The sequence below is a fragment of the Pseudomonas nitroreducens genome, assembly GCF_014204515.1.
GTDB lineage: Bacteria > Pseudomonadota > Gammaproteobacteria > Pseudomonadales > Pseudomonadaceae > Pseudomonas > Pseudomonas nitritireducens_A.
Genome location: NZ_JACHLI010000013.1, coordinates 1 through 13,532 on the forward strand (window position 1 = coordinate 1; position 13,532 = coordinate 13,532).

Annotated in this window: 9 protein-coding genes; 1 reads left to right on the forward strand and 8 read right to left on the reverse strand. The window is 65.1% G+C overall.

Annotated features, from left to right (window positions below; genetic code table 11):
• The first annotated feature begins 976 nt into the window (after positions 1-976).
• Entirely contained in the window at positions 977-1,441 is a 465-nt protein-coding gene (locus HNP46_RS16905) for a BRO-N domain-containing protein (protein ID WP_184590983.1), read from the forward strand.
• A gap of 446 nt (positions 1,442-1,887) precedes the next feature.
• On the opposite strand, the gene HNP46_RS16910 is transcribed toward HNP46_RS16905, so the two are convergent.
• From HNP46_RS16910 to HNP46_RS16945, 8 genes are all read right to left on the reverse strand, one after another.
• Positions 1,888-3,330 carry a mannose-1-phosphate guanylyltransferase/mannose-6-phosphate isomerase gene (locus tag HNP46_RS16910; protein ID WP_184590985.1) on the reverse strand — a complete coding sequence of 481 codons (1,443 nt, stop codon included), beginning with the start codon at positions 3,328-3,330 and terminating at the stop codon, positions 1,888-1,890.
• A gap of 349 nt (positions 3,331-3,679) precedes the next feature.
• Entirely contained in the window at positions 3,680-4,336 is a 657-nt protein-coding gene (algF, locus tag HNP46_RS16915; protein WP_184590987.1) for an alginate O-acetyltransferase AlgF, read from the reverse strand.
• Between the two features lie 82 nt (positions 4,337-4,418).
• Positions 4,419-5,597, reverse strand: a complete 1,179-nt coding sequence (locus tag HNP46_RS16920) for an alginate O-acetyltransferase (protein WP_184590989.1) — start codon at positions 5,595-5,597, stop codon at positions 4,419-4,421.
• 13 nt (positions 5,598-5,610) lie between these two features.
• Complete coding sequence (locus HNP46_RS16925) at positions 5,611-7,173, reverse strand: MBOAT family O-acyltransferase (protein WP_184590991.1); 1,563 nt, start codon at positions 7,171-7,173, stop codon at positions 5,611-5,613.
• A gap of 419 nt (positions 7,174-7,592) precedes the next feature.
• Positions 7,593-8,705 carry a mannuronate-specific alginate lyase gene (locus HNP46_RS16930; protein ID WP_184591317.1) on the reverse strand — a complete coding sequence of 371 codons (1,113 nt, stop codon included), beginning with the start codon at positions 8,703-8,705 and terminating at the stop codon, positions 7,593-7,595.
• A 35-nt stretch (positions 8,706-8,740) separates the two neighbouring features.
• Positions 8,741-10,153, reverse strand: coding sequence for an alginate O-acetyltransferase (locus tag HNP46_RS16935; RefSeq protein ID WP_184590993.1), 1,413 nt, complete (start codon positions 10,151-10,153; stop codon positions 8,741-8,743).
• Positions 10,154-10,162: 9 nt separating this feature from the next.
• Positions 10,163-11,842 carry a mannuronan 5-epimerase AlgG gene (gene algG, locus HNP46_RS16940; protein WP_184590995.1) on the reverse strand — a complete coding sequence of 560 codons (1,680 nt, stop codon included), beginning with the start codon at positions 11,840-11,842 and terminating at the stop codon, positions 10,163-10,165.
• 155 nt (positions 11,843-11,997) lie between these two features.
• The gene (locus HNP46_RS16945) at positions 11,998-13,431 is read right to left on the reverse strand and encodes an alginate export family protein (protein WP_184591319.1); all 1,434 of its coding nucleotides are present in this window, start codon (positions 13,429-13,431) and stop codon (positions 11,998-12,000) included.
• Positions 13,432-13,532: the final 101 nt, after the last annotated feature.

The window sequence follows — 13,532 nt, forward strand, 5'->3', positions numbered from 1 at the left end:
TTGACCTCGTAGGGCGCATAACGCGCCAGCGTTATCCGCCGGGGGGTAAACGGCGGATAACCCGTGCCGGGTTATGCGCCCTACGTTCTGGCTCTGGTTTTGAAGTCTTCCAGCGAAATATCCGCTCGCGCCGAAGTGCCCCTTTCAGGAGGCCGAAGGTGATCGGAGTTCCAGGGGCCGAGCGACATGGATGTCGCGAGAGCGTTGTCGGGCCAGGGATGGCCCGTCAACGCGGGCCCCTGGAACTCCGAGGAACCGAGGGTACTTTTCGCGAAGCGAAAAGCCGGATGGCAGGGGCGAGACCTTTGCCCACCTTTGGGTCTTTCCAAAGTGGGTCGCCCGAGGGGGCGAAACACGTATTCCGCGCGCACGTCGAAGCGACGCGGGAAACCCGGAGCGAGGCAGGCTCATCGCGGACAGAGTCCGCTCCTACAGACTGGCTCCGTCGGTTTGGTTCGTGCAGAAGTGGGCTTCCCCATACGAGGTAAGCGTATGCCGGGAATGGCGGCTGGGGGCGGTTCGCGAGCAAGCTCGCTCCTACAGATATGGGTAACGACGAGGTGGGGATAAGTGGTGGTGTCCTATGTGCGCTCTCATGAATTAGTACCGCAGTTTCGTGTATGAAACTTCCGTATCATCCCCTGGCGTTCCGGGCGGGCTAACGGAGCCTATTGGGAAGCAGTACCTTTGCGCTCGGTGCTGAACACACCCAGTAGGCGGCCCGCCGCCACCCGACAACGCGGTTGTTTTTGCTGCTGTAGCTGCTGCTATGGCCGGGTGGCGCGCAGCCATAAAACACCCGAAAGGGGAAATCTGCGGGCGGTCCTACTGCCGTGTTCAAGCACCCGGTCGCCCCTCTGAACAGGGGGCGGAGGATGAACGAACCAGTAGGTATTCCGAATGACACATCTGCTCGATTTTCACGCCGTTTGCGTTCCCAGGATTTCATCCAGACCCTCCCTGACGGAGGCCCTCCATGGATAACGAAATCCTCATCCCCACTACCTTCATCCGTCACCGCCGTCAGTTGCGGGCATTCCTGCTCGATGACGAGCCCTGGTTCTGCGTCAGCGACCTGGGACGGCTGATCAACCGTCCGCTGGACGAGCGCCTGCACAACAGCCTTGATGCCGACCAGTTGCAGAACTGCTGGATCCGCAACAGTTGCGGCGATTACGAAAAGTCCCTGCTGGTCAGCGAGTCCGGCTCCTATGCCGCGCTGATCTTTCACTTCCATCCGGAGAACCGCAGCATCCGCCATTGGCTCAACCGGCAGGTGGTGCCGGCATTGCGCAGCGCAGAGCACCCGGCTTTGCGGCCGAGGGAGCGGCAGTTGAGCTGGGCCGACCAGCACCTGGGCGTACTGGAGTGGCACGGACGGTTGTGGGTGCCGTTCGATGACCTGCCGGCGATAGGCCGGCTGGAAAGGCCCGAGGCGTAATTCAATCGCTTGCTCCGAAACTTCGGCGGAGCACGACGTAGGATGGTGTGGAGCGCAGCGATACCCATCGATTCCGGTGCACCGACAGCATGGCTATCGCAAGCTCCACCCATCCTACAAAAGCGTTCTTCTGTGAAGGCGGCAGAGTGCGGTTCGCGAGCAAGCTCGTTCCTGCCATCGGGCGCTGCAAATCAGTGATGCCTGGGAGGATCGAATTCCGCCGCGCAGGATTTCGCGGACAAGGTCCGCTCCTGCGTCACCGGAAAATCCATCAGCCGAGTAGGGCGCATAACGCGACAGCGTTATCCGCCGGGGAAATGGCGGATAACCCGTTTCGGGTTATGCGCCCTACGCAGGGAATTCTGCGAGCGGGCATAAAAAAGCCCCCGCACCGGAAGGGGCGGGGGCATTGGCGCCGATGGGGGGGAAGCGCCAGGTCCCGGGGCTTAGCGGACTACAGCCTGGACTTCCACGTTCTCCGTGGTGCGGCCGTAGACGTCTTCCAGACGCTCGATGTCGTCTTCGCCCAGGTAGCTGCCCGATTGCACTTCGATGATCTCCAGCGGGATCTTGCCCGGATTGGCCAGGCGGTGGACCGAAGCGATCGGGATGTAGGTGGACTGGTTCTCGGTGAGCAGGAAGGTCTTGTCGTCACAGGTCACCTGGGCGGTGCCGGAGACGACGATCCAGTGCTCGGCGCGGTGGTGGTGCATCTGCAGGGACAGGCGCGCGCCCGGCTTGACGCTGATGTGCTTGACCTGGAAGCGGCCGCCCATGTCCACCGAGTCGTAGGAGCCCCACGGGCGGTAGACCTGGCAGTGGTTCTGGGTTTCGCTGCGGCCGGCGGCGTCGAGCTGGTTGACCACTTTCTTGACGTCCTGCACGCGGTCCTTGTGGGCAATCATCATGGCGTCCTTGGTTTCGACCACCACGATGTCCTCCAGGCCGACCACCGAGACCAGCTTGCCGTTGCCGTGCACCAGGCAGTTGTGGCTGTCGTGCACGACCACGTCGCCCATGGTGACGTTGCCGTTGTCGTCCTTGTCATGCACTTCCCAGATCGACGACCAGCTGCCGACGTCGTTCCAGCCGGCGGCCAGCGGGACCACGCAGGCGCGGCGGGTCTTTTCCATCACGGCGTAGTCGATGGAGTTGTCCGGGCAGCACTCGAAGGTGGCGGCGTCGATGTTGATCAGGTCGCCGTCGTGCTGGCTGCGCTCAAGAGCCAGCAGGCAGGTGTCGTAGATGTCGGCGTCATGCTTCTTCAGTTCTTCCAGGAAGCGGCTGGCGCGGAACAGGAACATGCCGCTGTTCCAGAAGTAGCCGCCTTCCTCGACGAACTGCTGGGCGCGGGCCTCGTCGGGTTTCTCGACGAAGCGCTCGACGCGGATGACGCCGTCCGGCAGGCCGCGCTCGTCGCCGGACTTGATGTAGCCGTAGCCGGTTTCCGGGCGATCCGCAGGGACTCCGAAGAGCACCATCTCGCCCTTTTCGGCGGCGTTGGTGGCCAGCGCCAGGGCACGCTGGAAGGCGCGCTGGTCGTCGATCACGTGGTCGGCGGGGAGGATCAGCAGCAGCTCGTCACGGCCTTCGGCCATGAGCTTCATGGCGGCGATGGCGACCGCCGGGGCGGTGTTGCGGCCGAAGGGTTCGAGGAGGATCGACTGGGTTTTCAGGTCCAGCGCTTCGAGCTGCTCCTGGACGATGAAGCGGTGTTCGAGGTTGCTCACCACCACCGGCGGTTCCATGCCCTCGAAGACCAGGCGTTCCAGGGTCTGCTGGAACAGGGTGTGTTCCCCGGTCAGGGCGAGGAACTGCTTGGGATACTGTTTGCGCGAAAGAGGCCAGAGTCGCGAGCCGCTGCCACCGGAAAGAATTACTGGAATCATCGGGTTTCTCCTAAAGCGTTTGCGTTCTGTCGACCGGCCCACGTCGTGCGGGCTGGCGTGCGGTTTGGGTGACCTCTCCAGTGCTGGCCGTCGTTGCGGCGCACGGGTCTTGCTGCCGGTGTGGGGCCGGTCTTGTTGTTTGGCTTGGGAGTGGTTGCACAGCACCCTCTCCCTAGCCCTCTCCCTGAAGGGAGAGGGGGACTGTTCGCAGCGAAGCGGGGCATCCCCGCTCGCCGGGTAGTACTGAACTTTCCGTGCGCACGGATGGCTCCCTCTCACTTCAGGGAGAGGGCGGGGGAGAGGGGTGCAGCTCACTGCCAGCACGATGCTTGCCATCCGCCTCAAGGTCTTAGTCCGCCTTCACCGGGCGCTTGACCCACACCGGATTCAGCTTGCTGTCGCCGGTTACATAGAGGCAGACCACTTCGCCGCGCTCGAGGGTGACGGGCTTGAGGTCGCTGACTTTCTTGGCGCCGTCGAACAGCGCCAGGTTCACTTTCACCGGATTGATCTCGCGGTCGCCGTGGCTTTGCGGGGCGACGTTGCTGACCACTTCGGTCTTGCCGTCGGCGGTCTTCAGGGTGAGGGCCTTGCCGCTGAGGTTCTGCACGCGCACCAGGGCCTTCTGCTTGTTCTTGAACGGCGGCTCGGGGACCAGGCGCGGCTGGCCGCCGGGCTGGCTGACGAGGGTGTAGTAGGCGTCCGGGTCGAGTTTCACCGGCAGGCTCTGGGAGCCGACCTTGGCGGTGTAGTTGCCCGGCGGGAGGAACTTGAAGTCGCTGGAGCCCTGCGGCGAGACGTCGTTGAGGGTGGCGTTGCCGACCGCGACGTTGAGTTCGCCGCTGCCTGCGTTGTAGGCGCGGACGAAGGACGAGCCCTTCGGCGCCTGCGGGCCGTAGAGTGCACCTTCACCGCCGGCGAAGGCGCCGAAGGAGGCGGCGCCCAGGGCCAGTGCCAGGGCGGACGACTTGAGGGTGCGAATGCTCAGACGGTTGATGCGGTTCATAGGGTGTACCTCCGGTCTTCTTTCGTCTGGTGGGCACGGCAGGTGCCCTGTTCAGCGCGCAGTGCGCCGTGGGTTCGGTGGATCAGTGAGCGCTTGCCTGGCTGGAAGCCAGGCGTTCGTCGCGGCTACCCGCGGCCCGCAGTTGCGCCACCCAGTCCGGGTTGAACTGGCTGAGGTCGCTGTGCATCGGCAGGTAGCGTTCGGGGAATTCCCAGACCAGCAGTTGCGCCGGCTTCTGCTTGAAGCCTTCGTCCTGCAGGAGTTCGAGCATCGGTTCCAGGGGGCCCTTGCCCTCCTTGGCGTAGTTGATGACATCCGCCGAGAGCGCCTGCTTGAGGGCGCCGGCGAAGTTCCAGCGCGGGTTGGCGCTGTAGCTGGTGCCGACCAGGGCGACCTGCGGCTGGGCGCTGTCGCCGAACAGGTCGCCGCCGCCGCCGCTGTCAGCGGAAGCTGCGGCGGTGTCCTCGGCCGGATGGGTCTGGCGCTGCTGCAGCTGGTCTTCTTCGGGCAGCAGGTTGGTGAACAGCGGGTCCAGCGGCAGGAAGGTCAGCAGGTCGCCCTTGTGCGCGCCGTTCTTGCCCGGTTCGGTGACGAAGGCCTGGGTGGGCAGGTCGGCGCCGGAGCCGGCGCGGATGCTTTCGCCCAGGCGCTGGGCCACGGCTTCGGCGCCCAGCGGGGTCCAGTGGGTGTCGGTGCGCAGGAAGACCTGGCCGTTGTCCTTGGCTTTCTCCAGCGTGCCGAGCAGCTCCGGCGCGGCCATGCCGGCCTGGCGGGCGCGCTGCAGGAAGTCTTCGTAGAGCGCGGCGTGCAGGGCGGCCGGTTGCTCCTTGCCGACGTACTCGGGGTAGAGGCGGGTCTTGGCTGGGATGATCGCCAGCACCAGCTTCACACCACGGCGCTCCAGCTCCTGCTGTACGCCGCGCACCAGTGCCCAGTTGTCGTTGAGCTGCTGGGCGGTGGGGGCGGGCTTGAACTCTTCGTCGGTGAACAGCCAGCCGTCCTTGCCGATCACCACGCCGGGGCGGCCTTCGTCGAAAACGGTGTAGTCCAGCGCGGCCCAGAGGTTGGTGCCCAGGCGCTTGATGGGGAATTCATCGTCGTAGTGGCCTTCGAAGGCGTGGGCCAGCTTGCCGTTGAGCACCGTGGTGCCCTCGGCGGCGGAGAAGCTGGGGAATGCCTTCAGCGACCAGCCGGCGAGGCCCAGCAGCATCCCGCCGAAGGCGGCGATGTAGGCGTACTGGAGGGGTTTGGCAATTGTCATGGTCTGGCCTCGCTCAGAACTGGAAGTAGAGGAACGGCGAGTAGCTCTGTGCCGAGAGCTTGAGCACCGAGGCGGCGAACAGCAGGAGCAGGGCGACGCGGGTGGCCAGGACCGGCAGCTGGGTCATCCAGTGCTGCTGGTACACAGCAGCGCCGCTGGGCGAATAGGCAATCGCCGCCGGGTCCTGCCGGGCCATGGCCGGGGTGCGCGGCTGGGCGCTGGCCGGGCCGTCGGCATCGACCTGTTCAGTCTTGGCGGCGGCCTTGGGTGCTTTGCTCTGCATCGGTTGGTTGTAGAACTGGCGCAGGCCGAAGAAGGCGAGCACGAGGTAGGCGATGACCAGGGTGCCGACCTGCAGGCCGGTGAGGCTGGCGCGGTTGAGCTCGGAGAGCTGCCAGTCGCCGAAGCTGAACATGGCGGCGTACATGCGCCAGGCCACGTGGAGATTCTCGGCGCGGAAGATCACCCAGCCGACGATCACCAGCAGGAAGGTGAACAGCCACTTCAGCGGGTTGAGCACCCGCGGCGCGGCGTTCACGCCCAGGGCGCGCTCGATGGCCAGCCACACGCCATGCCAGGCGCCCCAGATGATGTAGGTGACGTTGGCGCCGTGCCACAGGCCGCCCAGCAGCATGGTCAGGATCAGGTTGCGGTAGGTCTGGAAGGTGGTGCCGCGGTTGCCGCCCAGGCTGATGTACAGGTAGTCGCGCAGCCAGGTGGACAGGCTGATGTGCCAGCGCCGCCAGAACTCGGTGATGGATTGGCTGATGTAGGGCTGGTTGAAGTTCTCCATGAAGCGGAAGCCCATCATCAGGCCGAGACCGATGGCCATGTCGCTGTAGCCGGAGAAGTCGAAGTACAGCTGCGCGGTGTAGGCCAGCGCGCCGAGCCAGGCGTCGCCGGTGGTGGGGTTCTGCAGGGCGAAGCAGTGGTCGGCCACCGCCGCCAGGGTGTCGGCGATGAACACCTTCTTGACGAAGCCCTGCATGAAGCGGGTGCAGCCTTCGGCGAACTTGTCGACGGTGTGGGTGCGGTGGTTGAACTGGTCGACCAGGTCCTTGAAGCGCAGCACGGGGCCGGCGATCAGGTGCGGGAAGATCGCCACGAACGCCGCGAAATCGATCAGGTTGTGCGTGGCCGGGGTATCGCCGCGGTACACGTCGATGATGTAGCTGATCGATTCGAAGGTGTAGAAGCTGATGCCGATGGGCAGCAGGATGTGGGTCAGCACGAAGGGCTGCATGCCCATCGAGGTGATGATCTCGTTGAGGCTGTCGACGCCGAAGTTGGCGTACTTGAAGTAGCCCAGCACGCAGAGGTCGACCACCACGCCGAGGATCAGCCAGCGTTGGGCGGCCTTGGTGCGCACTCCGGCGGCGCCGATGCGCAGGCCGATCCAGTAGTTGAACAGGGTGACGCCAGCGAACAGCAGGAGGAAGTCCACCCGCCACCAGGCGTAGAAGATGTAGCTGGCGACCAGCAACAGGAGGTTCCGGTAGCGGTTCCCGCTCAGGTAGTACAGGCCGAGGAAGACCGGCAGGAACAGGAACAGGAACACGTTGGAAGAAAAGACCATTCCGCGTCTCTCTCTGGAGCTTCAAACCTTGAGTGGCTCCGGACCTTCCGGCGTCTTCGCGACGCCTTGAGGAAAGGCCGGGGCAACCCGCCAATTCCTCCCCATGTGGTGCTCAATCTGTTGCGCCCGCCCGCGTCTTTTTTGCGTGGGTCGGGTGGTGGTGCTGTTGCTTCGGAGCGAGGGCTTGCCCTCACCCCAGCCCTCTCCCAGAGGGAGAGGGGGCCGTCCGTAGTCGCCGGATGGCTCGGTGTTTCGCTTGCTGCCTCCCAGTCCCCTCTCCCCCTGGGAGAGGGTTAGGGTGAGGGGCTCTTTGCTCCCGTAGGGCGAATAACGCGAAGCGTTATCCGCCGTGATTTTGTGCCAGGCCCTTCGGCGGATAACCGCAAGCGGTTATGCGCCCTACGGGGACTGGTGCGTCTTCAGCTCCCCGCCCCCTGACGGTTGAAAACCTTGGTCACTTCACCCCCCAGGCGGAAGCTGTTGAACGGCTCCATCTTCTTCTTCCAGTCCTGGGTCTTGGGCGCGCAGCTGTAGAGGGCGCAGTAGGGTTCCAGCCAGGCGAACTTGCTGTTCTCCTTCAGGTCGGCCATGTCCTGGTCGTTGCCGGTCTTCGCGTCGAACGCGTTCTGGTCGTCCACGCCTTGCATCACGCGGTTGGCCAGGCGCTGCAGGGCGCCGTTGTTTTCCTGGCGCAGGTCGACGCCATTCACCTGGGCGAAGGCGGCGATCATGGTCAGCGGCGGCAGCGAGTAGTTGTGGTAGGACAGCGCACGCTGGCGGCGCTTGAGTTCGTTGGGCAGGTAGCCGTCGTTGTCCACCTGGTTGGCGGCGACCTTGAATTCCTGCACCGACCAGTCGAACAGGTCGCGGCGGTTGGTCACCACGGCGGTGGACATCACCGACCAGGCGGCCCAGTAGGAGTGGTTGTTGATCTTCTTCAGCGGCAGGTCGCTCCAGTCGCGCACCACCTGGCTGCCCAGGGTGCTGAACCAGTTCTCGATCTCCTTCGACTGCTCGCCGTAGGAGGCCAGCGGGCGGCTGCTGGAGAACTTCAGGCGCATGTAGGACGACGACAGGCTGCCCAGCGCCCATTTGCGCATGGACTTGCCGGTGTGGTTGTAGTCGCTGCTTTCCAGCGCGCCGGCTTTGGCCCACGAATCCAGCCAGCCCATGGCGCAGTCCAGGTCGCCCTTGTTGCCGCTGCGCATGTACTGGGTGATGAGCTTGGTGGCGCCGCGCTCCATGTCGGTGATGTCCTTGATCTGCGTGCGGAACTCCTTGTCCGCATCGGCGTTGAAGGTGGCGCGTGCCGAGTCCGAGCCCTTGTACTTGCTGGTGAACTGCAGGCTGCCGGTATAGGGCGTGGGCGGAGTAGGGCAGCTGTCGGCATCCTTCCTGCTGCCCTTGTCGCCAACGGCGGAGAAGTAGCCCGGTGGTGGCATCAGGTCGGCGGCATAGGTGGTGCTCTCGCCGAACAGGGCGCCGAGCACGGCGATGGTCAGGCCGATGCGGGCGACCACGGGTGTCTTGATCTTGCGTAGGCTGGGCATGGTGTTCATCCCTCGCTTCAGTTGGCGGCCACGTCGGCCGACTTGGCTTTGGGCGTCTGACAGAGCTTGGCCTCGACTTCCAGGCCCGCCGGCATGTCGTCCGGCGCCTCGATCTCCAGGGAGAGGAACTGCTGGTTCGACCAGTCCTCGTCGTTGCGCAGCTCGAAGACGTAGCGTCCGCCGGTATCCACGGCCTTGGACTGCTCGATCTTCAACTGCTCGCGACGACCGTTCATGTACCAGATGGTGTTCTTGAGTTCGTGCACGCCGGGGTCGGAGTAGGTGACGTCGGCGGTGTAGCTGCCCGAACGGATCGGCAGGGCGCCACTGTTGAGCAGCACCTCGTTGCTGCCCGCGTGCAGCTTGACCTTGCGGCTGATGGCCGGCTTGCCGTCGGCGCAGCCGTTGTCCACCAGCGGCATGGCCTGGCGGTAGAAGCTCTTCTGCGCCATGTCGTAGTGGGTGGCGAATTCCCAGATGAGGATCTTCGGCGGCTTGTCGTGGAATTCCTTGCTGGTCATGTAGGCCAGCAGGGAGCTGTCGAAGCCGCCGCCGGACACGGCGTTGTTGAGGATGTCGACCTTGCCGTACTGCTCCAGGAAGCCGGCGAAGTTGTACGCCGGGCCGCTGTTGGAGGTGCCGACCAGCGCCACCTGGGCATCGCCGCCCTCGCCGAACAGGTCGCCGCCACCGGTATCGCCCACCGGCTCGGTCTCGAAGCGGTCGACGTACTGCGGCGCGTAGCTGCTGCCACAGAGTTGCGCGGCGGCCTTGTGGAAGGTGCCCAGCTTGGACAGCAGGCCGACGCGCTTGCTCTCGAATTCCTTCTTCGGAATGTCGTTGTAGGCGGGGATTTCCTTCAGCGTCTGGGCGACGATTTTCGCGCTGCGCATCGAGCCGTACGGCGTCCAGTGGTGGTCACCCTTGAAGTAGTAAGGGTGCTCTTCCTTCTCGTCGAACAGCGGCGAGAAGTCCGGGGTGTAGATGCCGGCCTTGCGGAACTGGGCGATGGTCGCCTGGTAGTTCTTTTTCGCCAGGTCGAAGTTGAAGCTGGCCTTCTCCTGGGGATTGAGCTTCTCGCGGTTCACCAGGCCACGGGTGGGCTGGTAGACCACGACCAGGTCGATGCCCTTGCGCTTGAGTTCGTCGCGCAGCTGCTTGAGCTCGCGCCAGCCTTCGGCGCTGGTGCCGAAGTCGGTGCGCAGGTCGTAGGTGCTGCGGAACAGCCAGTCTTCCTGGGCCGGCACCAGGTGGGTGAAGAAGCCCAGGTACTTGGTGTTGTAGGCCGCGTCGTTGGCGGCGGTGGGGCACAGGCCGGCGGCCGGTTGTGCGGTGTAGCTGGGCGCATCGGCGGCGCCGGCCTGGTGGGCGACCAGCAGGGCGGCGGTGAGGCCCGACAGGCGCAGGAAATTGACGGTCATACGATTCATGGTCGGTCCTCAGTTCTGCAGTTCGGCCTGGCTTTCGACGGGGTCGATCAGCACCGCGCGTTGCTGGCGCACCAGCAGGTCCAGGATCTGGTCCTGCTTCTCGCCGAGCACGCCGTTGAAGGAGATGCCGGAAGATTTGGTCGGGCCGAGCATGGCCACCTTGTAGAGCTCCAGCGATAGCGGCGAGTCCACCGACAGCGGGCCCGAGCCGTTGCCGGCCAGCTTGCCGCCGACCACGATCAGCGAGACCTTGGTGTCGAAGGGGTCGAGGTCGATGTTGCGGTCGGTGTCGGTCAGGTCCTTGATGTGGCCGTAGACGCCGATCAGCTTGTTGCCGGCCGCGAGGTTCTCGTACAGGCGGATGTTCACGCTGTTGCGGATGCGGATGCCGTGGCGCAGGTTGGCCAGCACCTGGTTGCCGTAGATGAGGTTGTCGCCGGACTCGTACAGCGTGATGCCGTCGGAGTGGTTGCGGTACACCTCGTTGTAGGCCACCAGATTGCGCTCGGAATTACGGTCGAGGACGATCCCGGAGAGGTGGTTGTCGTAGGTCTTGTTGTGGATGATCCAGCTGTCGTTGACCTCGCGGGAGACGATGATGCCGTGCTTCTTCTTCGTCCCGTAGACGGTGTTCTCGGCGATGACCAGGCGGTGCGAACGGTCATGCGGGTCGATGCCGTAGACGATGTTGTTCTTGTAGGTATTGCCGCGCACCACCAGGTCGTCGGCCTCGTAGCAGTAGAAGCCGTACCAGGCGTCCTCGAAGGTCGAACCGATCACCCAGCCCTTGGGGCGCGGGCGCTTCATGGTCTTGTCCGTGCCCGGGCTGTACTGCGAGATGGAGATGCCGTAGGCCTTGGAGGCGTTGTAGCCGAAGCTGGTGAAGTGGCTGTTCACCAGGTACGCCTCGGCGCCGCCCCAGGAGATCAGGAACGGGCGGAACTCGTTGGGCGTCTTGAACCAGGCCGGCTCCTGCTTCGCCTCGTTCCAGGCGGTGACTCTGGTATCGCGGACGAACAGCTTGCCATCGTTGACCAGGAACGCACCGCGGTCCTGGGACAGGCGCAGTTCCTTGACCTTGCCGTCGATCTCCAGGGTTGCGCCCTGGCTCACCACGATGGGCAGGCGGGCGATGTAGACGCCCGGCTCGGTCTGTTCGAGGGCGGTTTTCGGCAGTTTGCCGACCAGCTCCGCGAGGTTGACGTAGCCACCGTCGATGAAGATCGCCTGGGGCATCTGGCGCTGGCGCTTCACCCACTCGGCGAGACGGTTCTTGCCGCCGGTGAATTCCTTCAGCGGCTGCTGCTGGACCATGCGCTCGACGCGGGCCTGGCCGCGCTTGTTGCGCTCGATCTTCTTCTCCACCGCCTCGGCGGTGTAGCCGGAGAGGTCGGGCAGCTTGGGCGGCTCCAGGTGCAGCGGCTCGCTGGGCGCGGCAGTCACGGTGTAGTTGCCGGACTCCTTCAGCGTCTGGGTGTGGCCGGGTTCGTTGGCCGGATGTTCTTCCGCGGTTTTCTCCTCCTCGGAGGCTTTCGTCGCGTTGGCCTGCTTGGCGTGCGCGGCGCTGGCTTGGGCCTTGGCCGCGGGTTGCGCTGCCCAGGCCGGCGTCGTCGCGAGCAGCACGCTGCCCAGCAGCAGGCTCGCCCAGGGCGCGGTGGCTAGCTTGCGCTGGCCTTGTGGCCCCCTCACCCCAGCCCTCTCCCGGAGGGAGAGGGAGCTGATCGGAGTGGCCGGCTGGCACGGCGCGCGTCCCGGCACCGAAGCGCCCCCTCTCCCCCTGGGAGAGGGTTGGGGTGAGGGCGACGGAGCGGAATAGGGGGCTCGGATAGTCATCGCTACGGTCCTCAGAAGCGCCAGATCACATCGACGAAGGCGTGGTGCATGGTCGAGTCGACGTGGCTGCCGTAGGCGTCGCCGGGTTTGAACACGCCGCCACGGAAGCGGATCAGCGCCGACGGTTCGTCGATCGCCTGACTCATCGAGGCCGGCAGCAGGCCCTGCTTGAAGTACTTGGTGACGACCAGGTCGACTTCCTGGCCGACGTCTTTCGAGTCGTTGACCATCGGCGCGGTGATGCCGCTGTTGCCGATGTCCGAGTCGCCGTCCACGCGCCAGAACTTGTGGTACACCAGGCTCGCGTCGTAGTCCTCGCGCAGCTGCCAGGAACCGAACAGGGTGGCATCCTGAAGGTTCGACAGTTCACCGCGGAAGGCCTCGCCGAAGCGGTGCACGCGCGAGCGGGTGCCGGTGAAGTTGGAGCGGTTGCTCTCCAGGCCGGTCTGCTGGAACTGGTCTTCGCCGTTGTGGCCGCCGCCGCTGCCGCGGGCGTAGCCGATACCGGTCTTCCACTGCTCATCGATGTTCCAGCGCAGGCCGAGGTCGACGCCGTAGGCGTTGACGTCACCGCTCTGCTTGCCGGTGGCGATGCGCTCGTTGTCGATGGTGGTGCTGGTCAGGCGGTCGCGGTTACCGGTCAGCCAGGTGGCGCTGGCCCAGTAGTTGAGCGGCATCTGCGAGCGGTAGTTGTAGGCGTCGCCGGTGGCCTCGATGCCGACCCAGGTGAGGTCGCCGGTGTAGGTCTTGTCGAGCGAGTCGATCTCTTCGCCCGGGTCCTTCAGGTGGCCGCTGTCGTCGGCGTGGTGCAGGCGCAGGCCGACCCAGTGGTTGGGTGCCCATTGCGTGGAGATGTCGCCGAAGACGTGGGTGCGGTCCTTGTCCTCCGGGGCCAGCTCGGTGAGGTCGGTGCGGTATTCGGAGAAGCGCTGGGCAACGCCGGCGTGGGCGCGCAGCAGGGTGGTGTCGAAGGTCCAGTTCAGCGCTTCGATGTTGGTGTCCTGCCATTGGCCGCTGTCGTCGCGCAGCCGCTGGCGACCGAAGCGCAGGTGCTCGCCCGGGTACTGGGTGAGGCCGGCGTAGTCGACCCAGAATTCGCGCAGGGCCAGGTAGCTGTCGTCGCGCTCGCGGCCGTCGTCGCTGTTGTCGTCACCGTTGGCGCTGGCGTTGTCTTCCTGCAGGGTGTCGGTCTGGATGGTGTCGGTGGCGGTCACCGCCTGGCCCATGGTGTAGGCGCTCCAGTCGCCCCACTGGCCGAAGGCCCAGGGGCGGACGTCCAGACCGAGGCCGTTGAGGTCGCCACCGTGGGCGGTGCCCAGGTCGCGGTCGTCCTCGGATTCGGCGGTTACCTTGATGTCGATGCCGAAGTTCTTCGGTGGCTCCTCCGCCGCATGGGCGAGGCTGCCGAACAGGGTGCCGGCCAGGCTCAGGCCGACGCCGAACATGGCCGGGAACAGGCGAGCGCGGCGCACAGCGGTTGCCAGAGCTCGCGGCTTAATCCCTTCGACAAGAGCAAACGGCGGGTTGGTCATCGGGTCGATGCGCT

Bases quoted from the DNA above. Each gene is read 5' to 3' on its own strand.
- HNP46_RS16905 (WP_184590983.1), top strand. From the start codon at position 977: ATGGATAACGAAATCCTCATCCCCACTACCTTCATCCGTCACCGCCGT.
- HNP46_RS16910 (WP_184590985.1), bottom strand. From the start codon at position 3,330: ATGATTCCAGTAATTCTTTCCGGTGGCAGCGGCTCGCGACTCTGGCCT.
- algF (WP_184590987.1), bottom strand. From the start codon at position 4,336: ATGAACCGCATCAACCGTCTGAGCATTCGCACCCTCAAGTCGTCCGCC.
- HNP46_RS16920 (WP_184590989.1), bottom strand. From the start codon at position 5,597: ATGACAATTGCCAAACCCCTCCAGTACGCCTACATCGCCGCCTTCGGC.
- HNP46_RS16925 (WP_184590991.1), bottom strand. From the start codon at position 7,173: ATGGTCTTTTCTTCCAACGTGTTCCTGTTCCTGTTCCTGCCGGTCTTC.
- HNP46_RS16935 (WP_184590993.1), bottom strand. From the start codon at position 10,153: ATGAATCGTATGACCGTCAATTTCCTGCGCCTGTCGGGCCTCACCGCC.
- HNP46_RS16945 (WP_184591319.1), bottom strand. From the start codon at position 13,431: ATGTTCGGCGTCGGCCTGAGCCTGGCCGGCACCCTGTTCGGCAGCCTC.